The 23,072-nt window shown below is 46.7% G+C and carries 22 protein-coding genes; 15 read left to right on the plus strand and 7 right to left on the minus strand.

All coding sequences use genetic code 11. From position 1 onward, the window contains the following. The 4 genes from AC4BAP_RS07310 to AC4BAP_RS07325 all read right to left on the minus strand — a co-directional run bounded on the left by AC4BAP_RS07310 (position 1) and on the right by AC4BAP_RS07325 (position 6,514). Positions 1–837, minus strand: a complete 837-nt coding sequence (locus AC4BAP_RS07310; RefSeq protein ID WP_490581967.1) for an undecaprenyl-diphosphate phosphatase — start codon at positions 835–837, stop codon at positions 1–3. Continuing rightward, positions 838–1,056, minus strand: coding sequence for a DUF3098 domain-containing protein (locus AC4BAP_RS07315; RefSeq protein ID WP_490581968.1), 219 nt, complete (start codon positions 1,054–1,056; stop codon positions 838–840). Between the two features lies 1 nt (position 1,057). Beyond that, entirely contained in the window at positions 1,058–1,954 is an 897-nt protein-coding gene (locus tag AC4BAP_RS07320; protein WP_490581969.1) for a cell division protein FtsX, read from the minus strand. 105 nt (positions 1,955–2,059) lie between these two features. After that, positions 2,060–6,514 (minus strand): translocation/assembly module TamB domain-containing protein, encoded by a 4,455-nt coding sequence (locus AC4BAP_RS07325; protein ID WP_490581970.1) that lies wholly within the window; start codon positions 6,512–6,514, stop codon positions 2,060–2,062. Between the two features lie 87 nt (positions 6,515–6,601). Here AC4BAP_RS07325 and tsaD point away from each other — a divergent pair, with 87 nt between their 5' ends. From tsaD to rpsA, 6 genes are all read left to right on the plus strand, one after another. Beyond that, positions 6,602–7,609 carry a tRNA (adenosine(37)-N6)-threonylcarbamoyltransferase complex transferase subunit TsaD gene (tsaD, locus tag AC4BAP_RS07330; protein WP_490581971.1) on the plus strand — a complete coding sequence of 336 codons (1,008 nt, stop codon included), beginning with the start codon at positions 6,602–6,604 and terminating at the stop codon, positions 7,607–7,609. A 383-nt stretch (positions 7,610–7,992) separates the two neighbouring features. Further along, positions 7,993–8,412 (plus strand): thioesterase family protein, encoded by a 420-nt coding sequence (locus AC4BAP_RS07335; protein WP_490581972.1) that lies wholly within the window; start codon positions 7,993–7,995, stop codon positions 8,410–8,412. Next, a complete protein-coding gene (gene smpB, locus AC4BAP_RS07340) occupies positions 8,413–8,880 on the plus strand; it encodes an SsrA-binding protein SmpB (RefSeq protein ID WP_490581973.1) in 468 nt (155 codons plus the stop codon). Between the two features lie 163 nt (positions 8,881–9,043). Further along, positions 9,044–9,820: a C40 family peptidase gene (locus AC4BAP_RS07345; protein ID WP_490581974.1), complete on the plus strand. Its 777-nt coding sequence runs from the start codon at positions 9,044–9,046 to the stop codon at positions 9,818–9,820. Positions 9,821–9,903: 83 nt separating this feature from the next. Beyond that, positions 9,904–10,407, plus strand: coding sequence for an HNH endonuclease (locus AC4BAP_RS07350; RefSeq protein ID WP_490581975.1), 504 nt, complete (start codon positions 9,904–9,906; stop codon positions 10,405–10,407). 1,099 nt (positions 10,408–11,506) lie between these two features. Then, the gene (gene rpsA / locus AC4BAP_RS07355) at positions 11,507–13,387 is read left to right on the plus strand and encodes a 30S ribosomal protein S1 (protein WP_490581976.1); all 1,881 of its coding nucleotides are present in this window, start codon (positions 11,507–11,509) and stop codon (positions 13,385–13,387) included. 49 nt (positions 13,388–13,436) lie between these two features. Here rpsA and AC4BAP_RS07360 read toward each other — a convergent pair whose 3' ends face one another. After that, positions 13,437–13,814 (minus strand): hypothetical protein, encoded by a 378-nt coding sequence (locus AC4BAP_RS07360; RefSeq protein ID WP_490581977.1) that lies wholly within the window; start codon positions 13,812–13,814, stop codon positions 13,437–13,439. 115 nt (positions 13,815–13,929) lie between these two features. On the opposite strand from AC4BAP_RS07360, the gene AC4BAP_RS07365 reads away from it, so the two are divergent. From AC4BAP_RS07365 to AC4BAP_RS07390, 6 genes are all read left to right on the plus strand, one after another. Then, complete coding sequence (locus AC4BAP_RS07365; protein WP_490581978.1) at positions 13,930–15,384, plus strand: tyrosine-type recombinase/integrase; 1,455 nt, start codon at positions 13,930–13,932, stop codon at positions 15,382–15,384. 783 nt (positions 15,385–16,167) lie between these two features. Further along, positions 16,168–16,710 (plus strand): hypothetical protein, encoded by a 543-nt coding sequence (locus AC4BAP_RS07370; RefSeq protein ID WP_490581979.1) that lies wholly within the window; start codon positions 16,168–16,170, stop codon positions 16,708–16,710. A gap of 87 nt (positions 16,711–16,797) precedes the next feature. Beyond that, positions 16,798–17,259, plus strand: coding sequence for a hypothetical protein (locus tag AC4BAP_RS07375; protein WP_490581980.1), 462 nt, complete (start codon positions 16,798–16,800; stop codon positions 17,257–17,259). Between the two features lie 92 nt (positions 17,260–17,351). Beyond that, positions 17,352–17,795 (plus strand): DUF4265 domain-containing protein, encoded by a 444-nt coding sequence (locus AC4BAP_RS07380; protein WP_490581981.1) that lies wholly within the window; start codon positions 17,352–17,354, stop codon positions 17,793–17,795. Positions 17,796–17,890: 95 nt separating this feature from the next. Continuing rightward, positions 17,891–18,265, plus strand: a complete 375-nt coding sequence (locus tag AC4BAP_RS07385; protein ID WP_490581982.1) for a hypothetical protein — start codon at positions 17,891–17,893, stop codon at positions 18,263–18,265. A gap of 244 nt (positions 18,266–18,509) precedes the next feature. After that, entirely contained in the window at positions 18,510–19,055 is a 546-nt protein-coding gene (locus AC4BAP_RS07390) for a DMP19 family protein (RefSeq protein WP_490581983.1), read from the plus strand. Positions 19,056–19,118: 63 nt separating this feature from the next. Here the strand turns inward: AC4BAP_RS07390 and ltrA are convergent, their stop codons facing one another. Both ltrA and AC4BAP_RS07400 read right to left on the minus strand, forming a co-directional pair. Continuing rightward, complete coding sequence (ltrA, locus tag AC4BAP_RS07395) at positions 19,119–20,435, minus strand: group II intron reverse transcriptase/maturase (RefSeq protein WP_490581984.1); 1,317 nt, start codon at positions 20,433–20,435, stop codon at positions 19,119–19,121. Positions 20,436–20,620: 185 nt separating this feature from the next. Continuing rightward, a complete protein-coding gene (locus tag AC4BAP_RS07400; RefSeq protein ID WP_490581985.1) occupies positions 20,621–20,797 on the minus strand; it encodes a hypothetical protein in 177 nt (58 codons plus the stop codon). A 261-nt stretch (positions 20,798–21,058) separates the two neighbouring features. Here AC4BAP_RS07400 and AC4BAP_RS07405 point away from each other — a divergent pair, with 261 nt between their 5' ends. From AC4BAP_RS07405 to AC4BAP_RS07415, 3 genes are all read left to right on the plus strand, one after another. Next, positions 21,059–21,739, plus strand: coding sequence for a hypothetical protein (locus tag AC4BAP_RS07405; RefSeq protein WP_490581986.1), 681 nt, complete (start codon positions 21,059–21,061; stop codon positions 21,737–21,739). A gap of 81 nt (positions 21,740–21,820) precedes the next feature. Further along, positions 21,821–22,372, plus strand: a complete 552-nt coding sequence (locus tag AC4BAP_RS07410) for a hypothetical protein (RefSeq protein ID WP_490581987.1) — start codon at positions 21,821–21,823, stop codon at positions 22,370–22,372. A 149-nt stretch (positions 22,373–22,521) separates the two neighbouring features. Continuing rightward, positions 22,522–22,941 carry a DUF3997 domain-containing protein gene (locus AC4BAP_RS07415; protein ID WP_490581988.1) on the plus strand — a complete coding sequence of 140 codons (420 nt, stop codon included), beginning with the start codon at positions 22,522–22,524 and terminating at the stop codon, positions 22,939–22,941. Positions 22,942–23,072 lie beyond the last annotated feature (131 nt).

Below are 23,072 nucleotides of genomic sequence, written 5' to 3' on the forward strand. Positions count from 1 at the left end.
CTATATTACCTGTAAGTCTACGCCCATCGCCAGCAAGGCCAGCAACAACACGCCTAAAGCAATTCTGTAATAGCCAAACAGCTTAAAGCCATACTTTGTAAGGAAGCTGATGAAGAAGCTGATGGCAAGCATGGCAACGATAAAGGCCACAAAATTACCTATTAAGAGCAGCTGTATATCAGCCGCTGTTATTACATCAAAGCTGTTCTCTATTTTAACGAGGTCAAACTTGATAATGTCTGAAATTTCCAGGCCAAGCAAATCTGTGATCAGCTTGTAAGTAGACGCGGCCAGCATGGTAGGCACGGCTAGGAAGAACGAGAACTCGGCGGCGGCCTTGCGGTTTATACCCTGTGCCAGGCCACCCACGATAGAGGCAGCAGACCTTGAAACACCAGGTACCATCGCAATGCACTGTGCCAGACCGATGATAAATGCGTTTTTATAGCTGATGTGTTCTTTAGCGGCGTTTCGGAACCACTTGTCCACGAACAAAAGTATAACACCGCCAACCAGCAGCATAATGGCCGTTACCAGTACACTCTCCAGCAAGGCATCGATGGCTTTATTGAAGGCAAAGCCAAATATGGCCGCCGGTATAAACGCCACCAGCAGTTTCAGGTAAAAATCGAACCCCTGCACAAAACGGCGCCAGTAAAGCACTACCACCGAAAGTATGGCCCCGAACTGAATGTTTACGGTAAAGATCTTGGTAATCGGCAACTCGCTGATGCCCATCAGGCTCGAGGCGATAATCATGTGGCCGGTAGAGGAAATAGGTAAGAACTCGGTGAGTCCTTCCACGATGGCTAAAATAATAGCCTGCCAGATGCTCATTTATTCGTGTGATTTATCTTTAACCATAATAGCATACAGCTCAATTACAAAGCCTGCCATTACCACCAGTGGGCCTAGCGTGATGCCCAGAAAGCCAAGTCCGTAAGGCTCTGTATCCAGTGTCATGATGAAAAAGCCAAGGGCAAGCACCACGATGCCGATCAGCATAAAAATGTAGTTCTTTCTGCCAAAGGCAAGTCTGTTTTTATTTTCTTCCATGTTAGTAAAGTTCATCAAGAGATAAGCCCAGGTATTTACGAACGGCCCTGTAAGAGCTCAGAAACCCGATCACAATACCGATTACTACAAGAGCGCCCATCAGAATATAGGTCTGCTCATCGTTGCGCAGCAATTTCAGTTCCTCCACCTCGTGGTAAGCGTATTGCATCAGTCCAAACAACAGGATAGAGGCTACCACACCACTGATCATGCCCTGCAGGGCAGCGCGGTTAAGGAAAGGCCGCTGTATAAAATAGGAGGTGGCGCCCACCAGCTGCATACTTCTGATAAGGAAGCGCTGCGAGAAAAGGGCCAGTTTAACCGTATTGTTTATCAATATGATCACCACAAGTATAAGTATGGCGGCAAAACCCAGCAGGATCATGCTTATTTTTTCGATGTTGGAGTTGATGGACTCGATCAGGCTTTCCACATACTGCACCTCGTACACGCCACTAACATCCTCCAGGTCCAGTTTTATACTTTTAAGCTCCGGTGAGCTGGAATGGTTTGCATCAATTCTGAGCACGTAGGCATCACGCAAGGGGTTATCACCCAGAAACTCCATAAAATCTTCGCCAGTCTCGTCCAGGAAAGCTTTTGCACCTTCTTCTTTGGAAATGAAGCGCACCTGTGCTGTGTCGTTCTTAAAGGCTACGTATTCTTTGGCGGCAAAGGTCTTCTGCAAGCGGGTAAGCTGCACCTCGGTCAGGTTGCGGTCCAGGTACACCTGCATTTCTATACTTTCCTTCACCTTTTCAGAAAGCTTGCCGGCATGTATCAGCAGCAAACCGAACAACCCTATTACAAACAGGGCAAGGGAGATGCTGAACACCACCATCAGGTGCGGGTAACTTCCTAATTTCTTTTTCTTGACGTGTTTAATGTTTTGTGCCATACTACTAGCTTCCTCACAAAAATAGAAATATTATTTAGAAATGTAGCGGCCGTTGGCACAGGAAAGCAAAAAGGCCCGGATTTATACTTTCCGGGCCTCCTTTTCTTATAGATTCAAACGTGGGTCAGAGTCGAGGATGATGCGCTCACGTTGCATTTCGCGTTCACGTTGCTTGCGTTCACGCCGGTTGCTGCCAAAGAGTTCGTCCAGGGTGTCGAAGCGCTTGGTATGCAGCAAGCTTAGCCTTTGCCTCGACGATACGGAGGTTCTGTTATCGAAATAGGTGCGTGGAGTGGTGCTATACTCCAGCCTTAACCTAAGCTCCCCGGATTGTGTGATGTAGTATTCCAGGAACCAGTCTCCGATGTAGTTGTTGCCACTGTTCAGGCCGCTCACGTCGTTATTTCCAAAGCCGGTCTGGTTGGTTACGCGCAGCCTGCCCTGGAAGAAAGTATAACTCAGACGCAATTGCAGCGTGGAAAGCGACTCCTGGTTGATGCCTGACAGGCCGATATCGATCTCCAGGTTGCTGTCGAGGCTGTTGAAGAAGCTGTTAAGCTGCCCTGAAAGCAGGCTACCCAAACTGCCACCCACCGCGCTGGCTCCAGCGCCGCTGTCGAAGGCCAGTGAACCGGGAGGGGTAAGACGCTGCAGCACCAGTAAGCTGAATACCTGCCGGTTTAGCTCTGCCTCATCGTTGTTTATACTACTTAATAAGTATGCATCGCTTTGCTCGGCCCTCAGGTCAAGGTTAACCTGCGGTGTAAGCAGCGGACCAGTCAGGTTGATCTCAACGGTTACCGGCTCACGCCTTCCGGCATACAGCGATGGGTTTAAAGGCTCCAGCGATACCAACTGAGTATACTCTGCGGTAATATTCATTATCCCGGCCGTAGGGTCGCCGTTCCAGGTTATGGTGCCACCCGGCACGATCTTGAATTCGCGTGTTACCAGTCCTTCCAACAGGTTCAGGTTATAAGCACCGTTAGTTATCTCAAAAGTGCCATACATGTTAAACTCACCGCGCGTATCAATGGTCATGCGTATGTCGCCGTTACCTGAGCCCCGGATCACGTCGCCGGTTGTCCTGTCGATGATGATCTCGAAGTATGCGTTGTCGGTCACGTCCAGGTTAAAGTCCAGGTTAATGCCCGAGAGGTCAACTTTTCGTTCTTCTACGGCTAGTCCCATACCTGTTGTGTCGGCGCCAGCTTTCTCTACAAAGCTGATGAAGTCTTTTCGGGCTACGTCGGTCTGGTAATCCAGGGGTAGCACGATGCGGGTGTTCTCGTTACTGGTGGCATCAACTTTTACCTGCAGGTTATCTGTAGGGCCAAGTACGCTGGCTGTACCGGTGGCAAAGGCAGTACCATAAAACAATTCGTTCTGCGCCTCGGTGGTGTTCAGTATCATGAAATTGCGGTAGCGGGCCTCAATATCAAGTACCATATCCTGGAAACCATCATGCGCTATACCCCCGGAAACTGTAGCCCTGTTGCCAAAAATATCCCTGAGCTGTGCATTTCTGAAACTGATGCTGTTGGCGTCGAGATAAATCCGGTCAGAGAAAGTATAGGTAGTGTTCAGGTAGTCAAACGTAAACCTGCCGTTGGTCACCATCACGGAGCCTTTCAGAACCGGATAGCCTAATCTGCCCAGTACGCGCACGCGGCCTTCCATTTCACCCTCCAGGTCAGACATGATGTCTTTGAGCACCGGTTCCACCAGTTTCAGGTTAGCCTGGTCCAGCACGGCCAGCAGGTCCAGTTGCTCGTCTTCGGCAAAAGGATTGTAATTACCCGTTACCGTCAGCACCTTTTTGTTGTTGCGCTCAATACCAAGGTCTACAATGGCCTGCTTCAGCCTGTTGTTCCAGTTGGTTTTGCCCACCACGTTGCCAATGTATACTTCATCCAGGTTGAAAGAGTCCACGCGCATGCTGCCATCAAGCTTCATGTCCTGGTACACATCCTGGGTCACCACTCTGCCCGTTAGTCTGCCGGCAATTGGCATGGCAAGTAGTGGGTTTAGGTTGCCAAGGTCGAAATTAGCCACGTTTACCTCCAGCCTGCTATCCGGTGAGTCTGATATCTCGCCTTCGGCGCGTATTACCTGGTTTTTGTTAGATATGGAGAAATTCTCAAACACAAGCTTTTTGCCTGCTTCGCTTATATATAAGGTGTTGCCCGGGTTAAAGGCCCAGGCATTTTGCTGCAGCGTGATGTTCGACTTATCAAAAACGATCTGCACCTGGTCCTGTAAGAAATTAAGGTCGCCGGTAATGGTGGCGCGGTTATTTTGCTCCGGTTGCCGGATGCTGGTCGAGAAGTCGATGGTACGTTCACTCCAGATGCCTTCCAGGTAAAAGTCCTGCGTCTGGCCTGCGGCAGGCAGTTGCTGGCGCTCCGAGGTGAACAAGGCTGATGCCAGTACGTCCGGGTTATACTGTATTTTAGAGGTGTTCAGTTCGACGGCATTCTTGTATAGCTCATAGTCCTGGTAGATCAGGGTGTCAATCTCGCTGAAAAGCGTCAGGATAACGGTGTTCTCGTGCCGGAAGGCGCCTTCTACTTTTGTATCCGGCGAAATGGTAAGGTCAGGCACGAAGAGGTTGAGAAGCGGCTGCGGGTTTTTCAGGTTGATAGTATAATTTAAGGCATACTTCTCGCTTGGTTGCCTTGATTTCCGGGCGTAGTATGCGTTGGTTGCAGCATCGTTGCTTTCAAAATTAAGCTCATACTCGTGCACCAAAGTTTTAAGGTCCTCAATTAAAGTAGTGTAATCGAAATTGCCATTCACTTTCAAGGCCAGCAAATCCGAGTTAAGGCTAAGGCTGCGCATGCCGTTTGCTATCTCTGAGTTAACAGAGATGGTATCCAGGGAAAGGTCTTTTCCTTTGTAGCTTATAAAAGCACTGTCCAGTCGCGCTGTGCCCTCAAAGGCATCAAGTTTAAGCCCCCGGAAATTCAGGTCGGCATTGGCCCTGATCGTAAACGGCGCATCAGACAGACCAATGGCCTGCAGGTCAACACGCCTGAAACTGGCAAGCAGGTTAAAAGCTTGTTCCTGCTGTGCGAGGTCTACTTCACCGTTGGCGGTAAAAATCAGGTTGGGGTCGTTTGCCGAGATGCGGCCCACGAAAGTCTGGTTGTTCAGGGTGCCATCGGCTTTAATGTTCTGGTAATTGTAGCCCAGCATCTGGATCTGGCTCACGGTGGCATCCATACGCACATTGGCATCCTGCAAGGTAAAGCCGCTTCCCTCCAGGCGTCCGCTCATACTTATCGTTTTGATCTGATCCTCGATGTTGAGGAGCCTGCCCAGGTTAAAGCTGTTCGTGGTCAGGAAGCCGCTGTAAGAAGAACGGCGGGTATTGTCGTCAATCTTCAGGTTAATGTCGGACTGCACACTGCCAAGGGCTGTAGAAAAAGAGCCGTTTGATACAAAGTCATTGTAAAAACCCAGAAAGCGGCCTTCGAGTCTAACGGTGCCCAGCCGTGCGGCTATCTCGTATGCATCCTGCGGCAAGAAGCGCTTTATATCACGGGCATTGATGGTAGAGGACTTGAGGCGCATGTTGGCAAAGGTTTCCTCTATGTTTGGCAGTCCGTCTGCGCTTATACTTCCTACAATGCGGGTATCGTTGCCATACTCCAGGTCTACGTTTGTGGCTGTAAAGTTCTTTACCTTACCCTTAAAGTCTACGGTGTTTACCTGTATTACCTCGTTGCTGTACTCTTTTATCTGCGGCGCGAAAACAACGATGTCCTTAAAGTATACTTTGGAGTCCTGCAGTCGCACCGTCATATCTATACTGTCGTTATACTCTGCAAAATTGCCAAACGTCTCGTAATCGAAGCGCACATAGTCCTTCAGGTTACTTTCATTCACCTGCAGGTCCAGCTGGTCCCACTCCCAGAAAGTAGGGGCATAGGTCATGCGGGTATCCAGGTTGCGCAGTCTGGTGTTGGAGCGCGTCTCTACAGTACTGAAATTTGTGATGGTTGCCTTTAGCGTGTCTTCCAGTTGGAGTTCGGTAAACCTGCCGTTTATGTTGGCAAAGGTCATGTGGGCATAGTCCATACCTTCAGGGGCCGGGGCTTTCCGGAAGTCATCGTATATAAAGCGGCCGTCCTTTAATACCAGTTCGTTCAGGCTAAAATTGAAAGGCTCGGAGGGTTTGGTGGTGTCTTTTACAAAAAGGTCGCCTACGGCCGACAGGAACCTGCTCAGGTTAAGCGAGTCGGTTTTCTCGTATACTATAAAGCTGGCACGCGGTTCTTCCAGGGTAAGGGTGCCGATGTACAGGGTGTTGGGGTTAAAGACGGACCAGGTGTCTATCTCGGCCTCGGCTTTGCCAATGTAAAAGAGTTCGTTGCCTTTGTAGTCTTTTACCAGCACATCCTTCAGCACCACGTTGCTGAAGAAAGAGATGTCTACGCCACCAATGGTTACCTCGTGGTTAAGACGCTCCGAGAAGTATGCGGCCACCTTTTGCACTACTTTGGTTTGCACTCCCGGAAAGCGAATAGCCACAAAAACACCCGCAAACAGCAACAAAAGGAACAGGATTAGCCCTAAAACTATTTTTAGAATAGCTTTTCCTATAACTTTGAAGTAATTTATGGACTGTTCTTTTTCCAAAAAATGACTGAACCTACAATTTTAGCAATCGAATCTTCCTGCGACGATACCTCTGCAGCCGTTATACGTGGCGGAAAGGTATTGTCTAACATAGTAACAACGCAGGCCGTGCACGAGCAGTATGGCGGTGTTGTGCCTGAATTAGCTTCCAGAGCACACCAGCAAAACATCATTCCGGTGGTACACCAGGCATTGCGTGTAGCAAATGTAAATAAAAGTGAGTTAAATGCAGTTGCTTTTACGCGTGGCCCCGGCCTTTTAGGCGCCTTATTGGTGGGTTGCTCCTTTGCCAAGTCCTTTGCCATGGGCCTGGGCATCCCTCTAATTGAGGTAAACCACATGCAGGCACACATCCTTGCTCACTTCATCGATGAACCTAAACCGCAATTTCCGTTCCTATGTTTAACGGTAAGCGGTGGCCACACGCAAATAGTGCTGGTTAAAGACCACCTGGACATGGAGATCCTGGGCCAGACCACCGACGATGCCGTGGGCGAGGCCTTCGACAAAACGGCCAAAATGCTTGGATTACCGTACCCTGGCGGACCTATGCTGGATAAAATGGCAGCAAAGGGAAACCCCGATGCGTTTGAGTTCCCGGTGGGCAACATGCCGGAGTATAACTTCTCTTTCAGCGGCATCAAGACCTCGGTTTTATACTTCCTGCGCGACAGGGTAAAAGAGAACCCGAATTTTGTGGAGGAGAATATTGATGATATCTGTGCCAGCGTACAGAAAACCCTTATCAAGACCTTGATGAAGAAACTGAAGCTGGCCGCCAAAGACCTGGGTATAAAAGAGATTGCCATCGCAGGTGGGGTGTCGGCTAACTCCAGTTTAAGGCAAACCATGCAGGACTACGCCCAAAAGTATAACTGGAACGTATACATCCCGGCATTCCAGTACTGCACCGACAATGCCGGCATGATCGCCATGGCAGCGCACTATCAGTACCTGAAAGGCGATTTCACAGACCAGTACGTAAGCCCAGAGCCGAGGCTACGCTTTTAGTTATTCGTTGTTCGTTAATCGTCTTAACCACAGATTAAGGGGGATTTAAATGATTAAATCGGATTCTCTAATTTATGATTGGTTATTATTAGATTAATAAACTCAAGTTGCGAAATATGATACACCAAGCAGGTGTGAACACACCCCTGCGCCCCCTCAAGAGGGGAATTACCTACACGAGCAAAATTCCCCTCCTCGGAGGGGTTAGGGGTGGGTTAATCGAATTGAGTTAACAAGTATAAAGTTTAAAAACAGATCGTACCGGAGCATGTATTTTACCCGTTATTGGAAAAAAACAATATGCAAGCTTACTTGTGCTTGCGTAAAGTATAAATTTTAAAAAGACCTAAATCATACTTAATCCATCAAATCAATTTTAATCTGTGGTTAAGACGAACAACGATAAACGAACAACGATTATCAAACCCGGTGACACTCGTACCTACATCAAGCACGTTACCGTAGCAGATTTTGCCCGTTTTGAGGATGGTCTGGTGCATGCGGTTTGCTCTACTTTTTCGCTGGCGCAGGCTGCTGAGTGGGCTGGTAGGTTGTTTGTTTTGGAGATGAAAGGAGAAGATGAAGAGGGGATAGGTACCAGCCTGACGATCAATCATAAATCACCGGCATTTGAGGGGGATGAAATTGCCATTGTGGCCACGCTGGAAAAGTATGATGGGCATGAAGTGATCTGCAGTTACAAGGCAACCGTAGGAGACAGGCTGGTGGCAGATGGGCAAACGGGGCAGAAGATTTTGAAGAAAGAAAAATTAGCCAGAATTTTGGCGCCGAAGAAAGTATAAATGGCAAAAGACAAAGACAGAATTCAGAAGCACGTTAACATCGTTAACCGTAAAGCATCTTTCGAGTACCAGTTCCTGGACAAGTATACCGCCGGCATCATGCTGAAGGGTACGGAGATCAAATCCATCCGGGAGGGTAAGGTGAATATGCAGGACGGTTACGGTGTGTTTACGAACGGGGAGCTTTGGCTGCATAACCTGCACATTTCCACTTATACCGAGGGCACGCACTATAACCACGAGCCCATGCGCCCACGCAAGCTGCTTTTAAACAAGCGTGAACTGCGCAAACTGGAGTCCGGGGCAGAGGAACAGGGTGTAACCATTATTCCAACACGCATTTTCATTAACGACCGTGGCTTTGCCAAAGTGGAAATAGCCCTTGCCCGTGGCAAAAAGCTTTACGACAAACGCCAGGACATAAAGGAAAAAGACGTTAAACGCGAAATGGACAGGGCAGGGTATTAGAATCTTGAATGTGCGAATGAGTGAATGAGTGAGTTTTTTCTGCAGAAATTTAATGAGGTTATACTTTCATTTTTTGCGAATCGCTCTTTTAATAAATAACTTATTCTTTACATCGCACATATTCACACATTCACTCAATCACTCATTCAAAATTTAAAAAATCGTGGAATACGGAATTTGTTTGCTTAGTGTGGTGCCAATGCGCGCCGAGGTTTCTGATAAGGCTGAGATCGTAACACAGATGCTTTTTGGCGAATGCTACGAGGTGGTAGCCAGGGATGGCAACTGGGTGCGCATACAGTTGGCCGCTGACGGTTACCAGGGCTGGATCGACCATAAGCAACACCATCCCGTTTCCAACTTATACTTCCAGGACTGGGCCAATACCAGCCACCCGAGGGTGATGGACCTGCTGCAGTTTGTGACCTACGGCGATACTCGAATTCCGGTGGGTATTGGCAGCTATTTACCATTCTTTAATGGGCAGAATATTCGTGCCGGGGAGCTTGAGATGACGTATCAAGGTGGTAATTCAAGCATTTCAGGATCAGTTGGTTCAGATGCTTTGGTTAAAGTTGCTTCTAACTTTTTGAAGGCGCCATACTTGTGGGGTGGTAAATCTATTTTTGGGATTGACTGCTCTGGCTTTACGCAGCAGGTTTTTGGCATTTGTGGTTATCAGTTACCCCGCGATGCGTACCAGCAGGTGTCGCATGGCGATGAGGTGCATTTCGTAACGCAGACTCAACCCGGCGACCTGGCGTTCTTCTCTAACGACGAAGGCCGCATTATACATGTAGGTATCGTGCTGGAGGGGCAGCGCATCATGCATGCCCATGGCGAGGTGCGTATCGATACCTTAGACCACAACGGCATATACAATGCAGACAGGAAACGTTATTCGCATAACCTTCGCATTATCAAGCGTATCTCTTTTTAGGCCTTCAGCGCATTTATCTAAAACTTATCTTATACCTGGCCGGTTTTTTCCGTAAAAGCTTATCATAAGCTACGGAATTGGCCATGAAAGATAAAGTTCTCATCCTTAACCAAGATTTTAGTGCCATTGCTGTATGTTCTGTGCACAAAGCCTTTCTGCTGGTATACCTGAATAAAGCAGAAACTGTATCCAAGTCAAATGGCGCCTTCCTGCGCACCGTAAGCCACGCTTATCCTGTTCCTTCGGTTATTCGATTGCAAAATTATGTTCGGGTGCCATACTACGGTATTGCGCTCAGCAGGCACAACGTTATGCGCCGGGATAACTACAGTTGCCAGTATTGCGGCTCAGCCAAGAACCTTACCCTGGATCACCTGATGCCCCGCAGCAGGGGAGGGGAGACCAACTGGCTAAACCTGGTTACGGCCTGCATGCGTTGCAATACCCGCAAAGGCGACCGCACCCCCGAAGAGGCAGGGCTTAAGCTTAACCGCAAACCCATCAAACCATCGCTTCAGTATTTCCTTCAAATGCACGTAAATACCTGTAACCAGGACTGGGAAGTATACCTTGGTAAGGTTAAATAATTGTACTGTATATATGTTAAAAAATTTAGTTGTAAATATATAAATATAATACAATCAGGCATAAGTGTGTATTTATATAAGGCTTAAGTATAAGTATAAAATTGGATTAAGGTAAATGCTTTAAGCATCTGTTTAAGCACAGGTTTCAAGCTTTATGCGGTTGTTTATACTTGATACAACCGGTGCTGTAAGGCATGATTTAAAAGGTTGGGCTGATGGTGAACCTGACCTTGTCTGCCCTCTCTTAAAGCTAGTCCGGGGTCGTAGGCTTATCTGAGTTGGGGAGTTTTCAGAACACGATTGATACACCCATACGCCCTTCTCAAAGAGTGGAGTTTTGCATATCCGGGTCAAACCACCCCTTTATCCCCTCAGAGCTACGCTCGCAATCTTCGAACTCTCGTTCTCGATTGTCCAAGGAGGGGAGTTACGCAGGTGTAAACATCCCCCTACCCCCTTCAAAGGGGGACTTTCCGCCTTTTTTAAATTGAAGTATAAGCTTCGTAGTACAGCCATCAAGCGGACAGGTCACGACCTGTCCCTACAAATCAGATTTATACTTTGTTTCCAGTTGCAAAAACCACTAGCTAAGAAGTGTCCATCCCAGCCTTTGCGTTGAGCGCCTCGAGAGGTTCCGGTGACGAGCGCAAGCGAGGCATTGCGACGCAAGGAGCAAAGGAAGCGAAAGCAGCGCGATGCGCAAAGGCGAGGCCGCCCGGCCTTGAGGGCACCAAAGCCAAAGGTGAAACGATAGGCTAGTTATAATAAGGATGCACAGTAACTAGATATAAAAGTATAGAAAAGCCAGCACTAAGGACGACAGTTGCAATTCCCTCCAGATCTACCGTATCGAATGTAATAACATCGTAAGACTTGAACCCCTTCACTGATTATCATCTATCCTATACTTCTTTATACCTCCCCTCACCAAAAACCATACTTGCAAAAGCAATCATTATTAGTATTTTATAAGAGAATTTATTACTTTTGCGGCTCATTCAAGTGAATGGCTCTTTGGCTTGCCAGGGGGAAATGTATAACCTAAACCAAACCAGCGGATTGCTCTACGCTGGTGGCTACTCCAGAGCAGTAAAACAATATGAGTAATTCTCCAGAAAATTTCGATTGGGACAAGTTTGAGTCTCAAGGTTTCGGTGCCGGATACAGCAAAGCTGAGAAAGCCGAAATGGAAAAAATGTATGACGACACCCTGACTACTGTACAGGAGCAGGAGGTTGTTAAAGGAACAGTTGTTGGTATCACTGATCGTGACGTGATCCTGAACATCGGTTTCAAATCTGACGGCTTGGTTCCGGTTTCAGAATTCAGAGATCTACCTGAGCTGAAAGTTGGTGACGAAGTTGAAGTATTTATCGAAGACCAGGAAGATCCAAACGGTCAGCTTATCTTGTCTCGCAAGAAAGCGAAAATCGTTTCTGCCTGGGCTAGCATCTACGATGCGCTTGAGAATGATAACATTCTTGAGGGTGTTGTTAAGAGAAGAACGAAAGGTGGTCTTATCATGGATATCCATGGTGTGGAGGCCTTCTTGCCAGGTTCTCAGATCGACGTTAAGCCGATCCGCGACTTCGACGTGTTCGTAGGCAAGAAAATGGAAGTGAAGGTTGTGAAAATCAACGCCGCTTTCGACAACGTAGTTGTTTCTCACAAAGTACTTATCGAGAAAGACCTGGAGCAGCAGCGTGCAGCTATCCTGAACAACCTGGAAAAAGGTCAGGTTCTGGAAGGTGTTATCAAGAACATGACAAACTTCGGTGTGTTCATCGACCTTGGTGGCGTAGACGGCCTGCTTCACATCACAGATATTTCTTGGGGTCGTATCAACCACCCGGAGGAAGTATTGCAGCTTGACCAGAAAGTACAGATCGTTGTGCTTGACTTCGACGAAGACAAGAAGCGTATCTCTCTTGGTATGAAGCAGCTTACACCACATCCGTGGGATGCACTTCCTGCTGACATCGAGGTTGGCTCTAAAGTTAAAGGCAAGATCGTAAACGTAGCTGACTACGGCGCATTCCTTGAGCTGATGCCAGGCGTTGAAGGCCTTATCCACGTTTCTGAAATGTCATGGTCTCAGCACCTGCGCAACCCACAAGACTTCATTAAGCAAGGCGACGAGGTTGAGGCAGTTGTATTGACGCTTGACCGCGAAGAGCGTAAGATGTCTCTTGGTATCAAGCAGCTTACTGAAGATCCATGGACGAAAGAGGATGTGTTAACGAAGTATGCAGTAGGCACGAAGCACACTGGCGTAGTTCGTAACCTGACTAACTTCGGTCTGTTCCTGGAGCTTGAAGAAGGTGTTGACGGTCTGGTACACGTATCTGACCTGTCTTGGACTAAGAAGATCAAGCACCCATCTGAGTTCGTTAAAGTTGGTGAAAACCTTGACGTAGTTGTTCTGGAGCTTGACGTTCCTAACAGAAGACTTGCGTTAGGCCACAAGCAGCTTGAGGAGAACCCTTGGGATACTTTCGAAACTGTATTCAACATCGGATCAGTACACAAAGCTACTGTTCTTGAGAAATCAGACAGAGGCGCTACGCTAGAGTTACCTTACGGTATCGAAGGTTTCGCTTTCCCTAAAGGCTTGACTAAAGAGGATGGTTCTCAGGTTGAAGCAGGCGAGAGCCTTGACTTTAAAGTAACTGAGTTCTCTAAAGAAGATCGTAAGATCATCCTTTCTCACACGGCAACGCACACTGAGACTGCTGATGCTGCAAGAATAGCAAAAGCTACGAAGAAGCCTGCTGGCGAGAAGAAAGAGAAAGCTCCTAAGGCTCCAAAAGAAGTAGAGAACAAGTCTACACTTGGCGACCTTGATGCATTATCTGCCCTGAAAGAGCAAATGATGGAGAGCGAGAAAGAAGCTGGCGTTAAGAAGTTAGAAGCTGCTGCTGCTAAAAAAGCAAAAGAGTCTAACGAAGGCGAAACTTCTGAAGAAGAGAACAACGCTTAATTTTAAGCTTGTTACATAATGAAAAGCCCCGGAGCAATCCGGGGCTTTTTTATTTTGCCTCCATATATGACTGCCAGTTCACTATCAACACCTTCTCCTCGGGCAGCAGCAGGTAGCCGTAGTCGTAGCAGAAGTGATAGGTGTTGCCGTTTTTGGTGCGGTAGAGGTGGGTGAAGTGGCGGAAGTCGAAGCCGGCCATCTCCAGCACCTCCCGGTAGGTGGTGGTTTTCCCCTGTGGGCTGGCTTGTTTGAGGAGCGTGCGGTTGCGGCGCAGGATGGAGTTGATGCTGAGCATGAGTTGCTCACCGCTGTTCTGCCGCCTGTTCGCGTTGTGGGCCTGCGCCCGGCACTGGTTGGAGCAGAAGCGCTTGTCTAGCCTCCCGCTCAATTTGTTGCCGCACTGCGGACACTGTTTTTCCTCCTTCATTAGAACATCCGTTTTTTGAAACGTATAGTTGCGTTTATAAACGTACTTATGTGTTTCAAAAAACGGATGAGTTGTCCGTGGGGTTTACATTTGGGCAAAATTAACAGCAGACCCTATGCAGCAGACTTACCACACAGCCCCCGTCCTGTACCTGAACACGCTTGAGCACGAGGGGAAGCAGTTCATTCGCCTGTGGTACAAGCCAGACCACCGGATCACCAAGCTTTTGAAAGGCAGCAACATTGTGAAATACAGCAAGACGTACAAGTGCTTTGTGACGCACAAAACGCCGGAGGCCATTGAACTGTTGCACAGGCACTTCCAGGGGGTGGCGTTTGTAGATGTGCGATACCTTAACAGGCCCAAGAGGCTGAGGCCGGCCTTGGGCGCTGTGGTAACCTCGGGCAGCCTGCAGTCGGAGCCGCTCATAAAATTACCTGAGCTTCCGGTCATCCGACTGCAGCCGCTCGAGTACGATGGCAAGGCGCTCATACAGATCTCGTTCCCTTACAACGAGCGCATTTACAGGTTATTACGGTCAAGCAGCAGCTGCCGCTGGCTTGCAGAGTCCCGCTGCTTTGCCCTGGACACAGCGTCAGTTGACCTGCACCAACTGCTGGACCTGGTTCAGGACACGGCGCAGGTATGGCTTTCTGGCACGCTGAAGATAAATGACATGACCATCATGCGCAGGCTTTGGGAGCAGACCTACAGAAAAGACACAGACTACATCACTTGCCCTTTGCCGTACCTGGAGAAGCTTTTCCTGCTCAACTACTCCCTGACCACGATCCGCACCTATCACTCCCTGTTGCTGCGCTTCTTTAACGGACACAGGGAGAAAGGCCTTGATAAGATCAACGGTTTCGACACGGCAGAGATAAACTCCTACCATCGGCAAATGGTGCAGGCCGGAACCTACTCCTACTCCTTTGTGAACCAGAGCATCAATGCGGTTAAGTTCTACTTCCACCGCATTCTGGGCAGGCACACGCTTGACCTGAGCCAGGTGGAGCGGCCCGAGAAGGCCGACCGGCTTCCCACGGTGCTCAGCAGGCAGGAGGTGCAGAAGATTCTCTCGGCCACTAACAACCTGAAACACCGCTGCCTGCTGCAGCTGCTCTACGCCGGGGGGCTGCGGATCGGGGAGGTGATCAACCTGAGAATCACCGATGTACAGTCTGACAGGAACCTGCTGCTTATCCGCGGGGGCAAGGGCAAGAAGGACCGCACCACACTGCTTTCGCAGAAACTGCTGGAGAGCCTCAGGGCCTACTACCGGGAGTATAGGCCGCAAGTGTGGCTGTTTGAGGGACAGTACGGGGGCCAGTACACCACCGACAGCATCCGCAACGTGTTCAGGGACTGCGTGAAAAAAGCGGGCTTGCAGAAGAAGGTGACGCCCCACTCGCTCCGGCACTCCTTTGCCACGCACCTTTTGGAGCAGGGCACGAATCTGCGCTACATCCAGTCGCTGCTGGGGCACAAGAGCAGCAAGACCACTGAAATCTACACCCACATCACCAGCCACGGACTGGAAAATATTGTCAGCCCGCTTGACAATTTATAGGAATGTTCTATATTTAGCTTTAAATTGTATAGAAGATGAAGCCGGACCCTTACCTGATGTCAAAAACCCTTGAAGAGCAGGTTCTCAGCACTCCAGCTAAAGGGCCAATAACCGGAACTCCTCCTTATACACGATAGTTGGCCGTGATTGGGATTATTTTCAAATTTTAAAGTGGCGTGTCTTTCAGGCTTTTAAGGGGCTGGAGGGCATCAAAGGCCACTAAAGCGGGCAACGATCAGAAAAGAGCCAAAGGAAGAAATTTAGTTTCTGACTGGAAGTCTTGCTTCGGCGAAGCCGGGAGAAAGCTGGCTTTCGGACGGAAGCGTCCAGGCAAGACTTTGAGCGGGCGAAGTTATAGTTGGGAAATGACAAAGTCAAGCGCATAACTTCGCCTAGTGGCTCTTTTACAGAGGGTTGCCGGCAATAGAGAGGCCAATGATTGATTTGTTTTTCTTTTGATTGTGAGCCAGGCCGGGGCCTGACGCCTGTGGCAACGTCGCCAATAGCACATTAACGTCATTGCCTGCGGCTAAAGCGCCACTTAGAAGGAATTTAAAAGGTGAAAATAACCCAACCATTCAGGTTGTTTTCCCTAAAAAATAAAAAGAAAAAGTTCGCATTAATCCGGGGTAAAGTTCGCATAACCCGGGAGAAAAAAGGGAAAACAACCTCGACCAACACCGTCTAGATGCCATTGGAGGAACCTTGCCGAGCACAGCGACCCTCCAACGAGACGCCACCTAGACTAACGTTGAGCTTAATTAAAATTAAGAGAAAAGAGTTATGAAGGTAGTCTTTCTGTTTGCTCTATACTTGTTCTTTTATCTGGACAATTCTTCTACATTGAAGGAAAGTTTGGCGAAGGACAGGGCCATTCTTAAGGAAGCTCACAATGTCTTGCCTGATAACGTCAAGCTAGAGAAAGATTTAAAATACTTTGATTCTCTTTCAAACACAGACTTAGCTAAATTTAAACAAACAACGTCAAGTACAGGAGCTAAAGTTTGCACATCATGGTCAAGCAGCACAGGAGAAATAAGTAAGATTGAGCAAGTATCTACAACTATTCAAATAGATACACTCATGCATTTAGGCGACCTAGGAAAAAGAAAAGTGGTAGGTGAATTTCCTTTTACATTCTACAAATTCACTTTCTCGGACGGTAAAACCTCTACCTACCTGACACAGGAGAAGCAGGGACTCATTGAGTACTCAATCGGAGCAGAAAAGACTTCTATCGGCTATGAAACAGTTGACGTTGCCTTTGGGATAGCCTATCTGGAAGCGGTGAAGGAAATCAGTCTTAAGTGTAAAAAAGAAAAATAACTTAGCTCAACAAAGTATAGCAGGTATACTTCGGCTTTGCCTCACCACCCGCTATACCAGCACGTTATGTGTAAAATAATCTAAGAAATGAAGCTGTTATTTGTTCATCTACTACTTGCACTCTTTACATCTGGTGCAGAACCAAACTTTGAGCAATTGGCAGCTAATTATTATTTCAAGAATATCATAACTGACAAGTACCCAGAGATAAAAATAGCAGAGTTTGCCACTAAAACCGACACATCAAATTACTCTGGAATATTGATGACTTGTAAACAATGGGACGAAGAAACAAGGAAAGCAATCTTTTCTCAGCCTATCGAACAACCTAAAGTTTTACAACTCCCGAAGTCAAATATTCAGGTAAAAAAGATTAGAAAAAGGTCAAATAGAATTAAAGTGTTCGTGCTTCCTAGAAAACTTATTGGAGAAAGCTATTTTGTAGAAGTTGTGGCATATAGGAGACATAGGTCAATTGACTACTACTTTCTTGAATTTGACCAGCAGGGGCAACTAATTCAGCTTTGCGAAAAAAATGAAATAATTTAAACAAGAACTTCTTCACATAACAAGGCACAGCTTTTATGCTCGGCTACGCCTCGCACATAGGCTGTACTAAACGTTGCCCGTCATAGAAATTTATGAAAAAAATAATCTTTAGGTTCTGGAATGACATCTTAGATGAAGACTATGTGGAAAGAGTTTGGGCTGAACCTATAGATGAAGAAAAGGGCTATTACAAGATTGACAACATTCCGTACTTTGTCACGAGCTATTCGGACGGAGACGTTGTGAGAGTTGAAAAAGAAGATGATGAATTGGTAGTAAAGGAATTAGTAGAACCTTCTGGAAACACTACTATAAATATTATCTTCTTTGAGCATGCGGACAAGAAGGAAGTCTTAGATAAGCTTACCTCTTTTGGATGCGAATATGAAGGAATGGAAAACGTTATTAAAGGTTATTATTCTGTTAGTGTACCAGAGCAAGTTAACTACCAGCCGATTTACAGTTTACTAAACGAATTTGAGTTGGCAGAGCAGCTAAGTTTTAGAGAAGCATGTCTTTGTCACGATAGTAAATAAAAGGAAAACCACGTCGGGCAACAAGGTTTATACCTTATGCTTCGGCTGATGGCCTCGCACAAGGTATACACGAACCGTTGGCACAAATAAAAGTTATGAAAACTTTAATATTGACCTTTAGTTTATGTCTTTTCTGCTTCACTTTGTATGCCCAGAAGGTAGAAAAGGTCTATTATAATTCAAGATTAAATAGTTTGGGGATTATGGGTAGAACTGAAACCTTGCTTATCCCTAATGGCCAAATTTTCATTCTCAAACGGATAGATTACGGCAAGTTTGCAGGAATAACTATTGATACCTTGATTTTGAATAATGGAACATATGAAGGGAAAAAATGGAAAGTATCTTTTACTGAAAACAAAATGGTCCTAAGCCATCTGGGAAACTATGAATGGACCCAAAAGTTGAGGTTTAGAGAATATGCCAAAAGCAACCCTTTGATTAATCAAAAGCTGAATTTAAGTAAATAAAGAAATTTACTTAAGAATAGAGGAATTTAAAAGACAATCCGTAAAATTAAATGCGCCAACATTGCGTAAACAACATCCTTCGGCCGGCGGCCTCGCACGCTGTTTACACAAACCGTTAGCGGTCAGGCAAAAGACGACACCGATGATAAGAACATTTTTAATAATGGGAATAATATCAACAATTTTAAACTTGTTCGGCTGTTCGGGACGGACTAAGAACAATGACAGTACAAAAACAAATGATATGGACGACCAGATTGCCCAATCAATAGAAGCGTTTAAAAACAGACCAATTCACGAAGAATTGACGAATGAAATTATTGACTCTAATTCTGATGATGAGTTATTGCAGGTGGTTTTTGATAACCTCACGACAAAACTTCCAGACAACTACGAAAAAGAATATGAAACCGTAATGACTTGGAATAAGTCAAGACAAGCAATCTATTTGATTTGGCTGTTAGAAGCAGAAGTAAATAACGGTGGATACAATCAATTCTACTTCAACTCAAGTGGACAGTTTTACAATGAACTACCAGCAGCATTAAAACTTGTCGGTGCGAACAAATTTGCCAACCTGACTGAACGAGCGAATAAGATTTATGAAAAAGAAAACCAAGAAATCACAAAACATCAAGACGGAACAATTGAAGGATTTAGCAAATCATATGAAGACAATCCATTAAACGACTTAGACGATGAATTCTATGAACTTTATCAGACTGAGAACCTGCAACAAATTCAGGTAAATTACATTCGACAGAATAAAAATGACTTTACCGACAAATAAAAAAAGCCCGAACCGCTAATTGAGTAGACGGCCCCGCCAGATTTAGCTGACGGGGTGCGCCTCTCACACCACTGTACGTACGGGTCTCGTATACAGCGGTTCGTTAAGTTGTGGAGCTACTTTCCTGTAGTAGTCAAGCAGTGATTCATACCCTCTACGGACCAGCCTTTTCACCGTAACCGTCGTCACCAGAATAGGGCTCTGAGCCACAGCCCAGCCTCCTTTCCTGGTCCTGCTCCAGGCATACGCCTGCCATTTGGGAACGCCCAGCCGAATCAGGTTCTTCCTTTTCCGTTCCGGTCTTTTCCAGTCATGCCAGATGCAATGCCGGAGCCGGTTCCGTATCCAGCTGTCCACTTCTTTGAGCTTGCCTTGAATACTGGCCAACCGGAAGTAGCGAACCCAGCCTCGCTGGGCCTCTTTCAGCTGCCCGATACGCTCATCAAAAGAGCAGGGCATCGTTTTACGGGTGATACCCTTTAGCTTCTGCTTTAACCTGTCCCAGCCTTTCTTGGCCACTACCAGCTGATATTTACCCTTGTCTCCTTTCTTGTAGGTGGGCACGAAGCCGTAGCCCAGGATTTGGAAATCCACCGGTCTGCGGACACCGCTCTTCTCCCTGTTGACAGGCAGCTTTAGCCTGTCCCTGAGGAAAAGGAACACGGCGTTGCCTACCTTGCGGGCCGTATCTGCACGCTCGGTATAGACACTGAAGTCGTCGGCATAGCGCACGTAGCGCAGTCCCTGCCGCTCCAGCTCCCTATCCAGCTCATGAAGCAGGATGTTGGAGAGCAGCGGCGAGAGCGGGCTTCCCTGCGGCACACCTTTGCGGCGTTTGACCAACCTCCCTCCCATAAGCATGGGAGCGCGAAGCCACTTGCGGACCAGGCGAAGGGTCAGAGGGCACTTTACCTTGCGGTAAAGCAGTTGCAGGAGCAGGCAGTGGTCCACCTCGTCAAAGAAGTTGGCAAGGTCAATATCCACGATGTGCTGATAGCCCTCGTGGATGTAGCGGTGTGACTGCTGCACGGCCTGGTGGGCGTTGCGGCCCGGACGAAAGCCGTAGCTGTGCTCAGTGAACCCGGGCTCAAAGAGCGGAGTGAGCACCTGGCTTACGGCCTGTTGCAGCACCCGGTCGGTGACGGTGGGAATGCCCAGCAGGCGACTCTTGCCGTTGCTTTTGGGTATGGCTACCCCAAGGATAGGCTGGGGCAGATACCTGCCGTGGCAGATGTCAGTGGCGATTACGTCCCTGTTTTGTTTCAGGTGCTGCGCCAGCTGCTCCACAGGCATACCGTCCACACCGGCCGAACCTTTATTGGCCACAACGTGCCTGTATGCCCGGAGCATGTTCCCCCGGTGAAGTACCTTCTCTACCATCTTTACTACTTTGCTTGTAATCTCTGCCCCGCTTAAGGCAAGGCTGGCTAAAGCCTCCCTGCCGAATTTGGAGCAACTGAACGTTCAGCCCTTCATTGGTTTGTGAGACCTCTGCCTCTCTCTGGCAGCTCGTGTCCTCCAACTACTATGGCCTCTGCTGACTCCTTGGCGCATAGAAACCGAATCTATTCCAAGGCCTCCCCAGGTAAGAGCACATTCCTTCCTCCGATTCCCGGCACATCTACATACCAGCGCTTGTTGGTCAGGGGCGTTGCAAAGGTGTGCTTGCTTACCCGCGCTACTATGCCTCTTATGTACTTTCTGTTCGTCAGTACCGGATTTTGCAGTCCCGCTTTCTTCACTGCATGCCTCGCGGCCAGCCAGCTTGCGGCTTGCTAACAGGCTTCACCAACTTGCCTGTAAGGGACTTGCACCCTCTGGAATAATATGATACCTTTAGTATCAGGTGCCCATACTGGGCGCACACACAGCATATAGCTTATGGCGGGTAAACGGCTGCCAGCAAGGTTTTCGCTTCGTAGCCAGCTTTGGTTTCGGTGGACAGGAAAGTACTTCGAAACCGCCACAAGCCATATGCAAAACGTTAGTCTTAATTCTTAGAGATGAATAGAAGCGCATCAATAGCTATTACTTCGTTGAATGTATTTATCAGCTTAGCTACTTTAAGTGCGTATCTTGTTAAAACATTTTGGTATGAAGGGACAATCTCTGCTTTGTGGATTTGGGTCGGCTATTTATATATTTATTCCCTTGTCTTATTTGTTGCGCCGAGTCTGTTAGTTTGGGCCAGCATACTGTTGTTCAAAGCGAAGCGCATAAAGAAAGATTCTGTTTGGGGCTTCTCTGCCAAGCTCTTTGCATTTACGCTTATATTTAATCTAGTAGTTTTCTACTCTGTAAGAATACACTCAAATAAGGTTGAGTTATCTGTTGCAAACTATTCTAAGTATAAAGTTTCTGAACTCAAAATTGTAGCAAGAAACAATAAAAGTTTTAAGGTTTCTAAATTAGAGCCAAGTGGTGTCGCAACTTTTCATTGTTACTGTTCCCGCATTGAATACCCAGATGATACAGGAATAAGATTATCATTTGAAATCAATGGAAAGAATATCGAAGGCTTTATTACGGGAAGGTACTCTCCTGTCAATGATAAAAGAATTGAGATTAGGATACTGAACGACTCTTCTGTCTATAAGAGCTCTCAATACGGTTCAGAAGACGAATGGACTGAATTTAATCAATACTCAAGTGCTGTTAGAAAGTGGGAAGAAATTATAAAATAAAAATTAGACTAACCACACCCATAAGCCAGCTACGCCGCCTTATGGTCAAGTACGTTATAGCCTATTTTAAAAAAGACGACAATGAAGAAAATTTACATTATCATTTTGACAGTTTTGACTTTCAATGTTTACGGACAAGACACTACGAAGAACTTGAATTCAGAAATGGCACGACTAAAAACGGAAACAGTTTTAATTGTACAGTCTCAAGCTATTGACGAATATCCATTATGGTCGCCAAACTCAGATTTTGTTGCCTGTAATATTGAAGGAAAGTGGTATAAGTTTAGATTAACAAATATTGACTTAGTTGATGCTAAATGGCGTGGACAAATAATTGGCGTTTTGACAACAAAAGACGCATATTCAGAACTGACAGATAAGGAGCAAAAAGAATTTGAAAAAGTATCTAAATTTAATCCACGTGAAGTCAAAACAAAAAACGGGACAAAGGTTGAACTTAAAATGGAAGGAATGGCTGTTTCTCTTATAGTGTCTAAGAAGGGAGAAAAAGCAAAGAAACTTTGGACAAGCGGTGGAGAAAATTGCCATAGTCTTGTTCTTTCTCCTGACGAAAAATATGTTGCCTACTTGTGTGAGTTGAATGGACTTTTAATAATGAAATTAGAGTAAAAACTGGCTATAACAGCGGTTTGGCGTCAGTCGGGGTGTCGTGCAAGGCGAAAGGTAAGTGCAATTAATAAAATTTATAGCGGTTTGAAAGTTGGGTGCTCCGAAACCCCGCCCGAACGCCAAGCCGCAAAACGTTAGGCACAATTTGAATGAAAAATAGAATTGAAAACATATTGGCTTTTCTGATTTTAGTTATTTCACTTAACTCTTGCTGTATTGGCGCAAAAGAAGATTACTTGGGGAATAACATCTACCTATCCGAATATGATAATGTTGACCGAAGAATTCTTTATCAAACGGAAAGTTGTGCCACTTCAGGAGATGAAATTGTACCAATGACTGTTTTGGAGATTGCAGATAATGACAAATGGATTATTGCAAAAACAGGAAACGGCAGAAAACGAACAGAAGACAGATTTTTTAAATATTGGGTAATAAAGAATGATTATGAAAGCTTACCTGATTCGGAAACTGTAAAAAGAAATACGACAGAATTTGATAACCGACAAGATTTTGACAAGTTTCTGAATGAAAATAAAATTTCGTTAGAACTGAATAAAATTGAATAAAAAAGTGCCTAATCGAGTAGACGGCCCCGCCAGTGTTAACTGACGGGGTGCGCCTCTCACACCACCGTACGTACGGGTCGCGTATACGGCGGTTCGTCAAGGATAGCACAGCCGCTCTTTACACCAGCTGT

The sequence above is a fragment of the Pontibacter sp. GD7 genome (genome assembly GCF_058216375.1).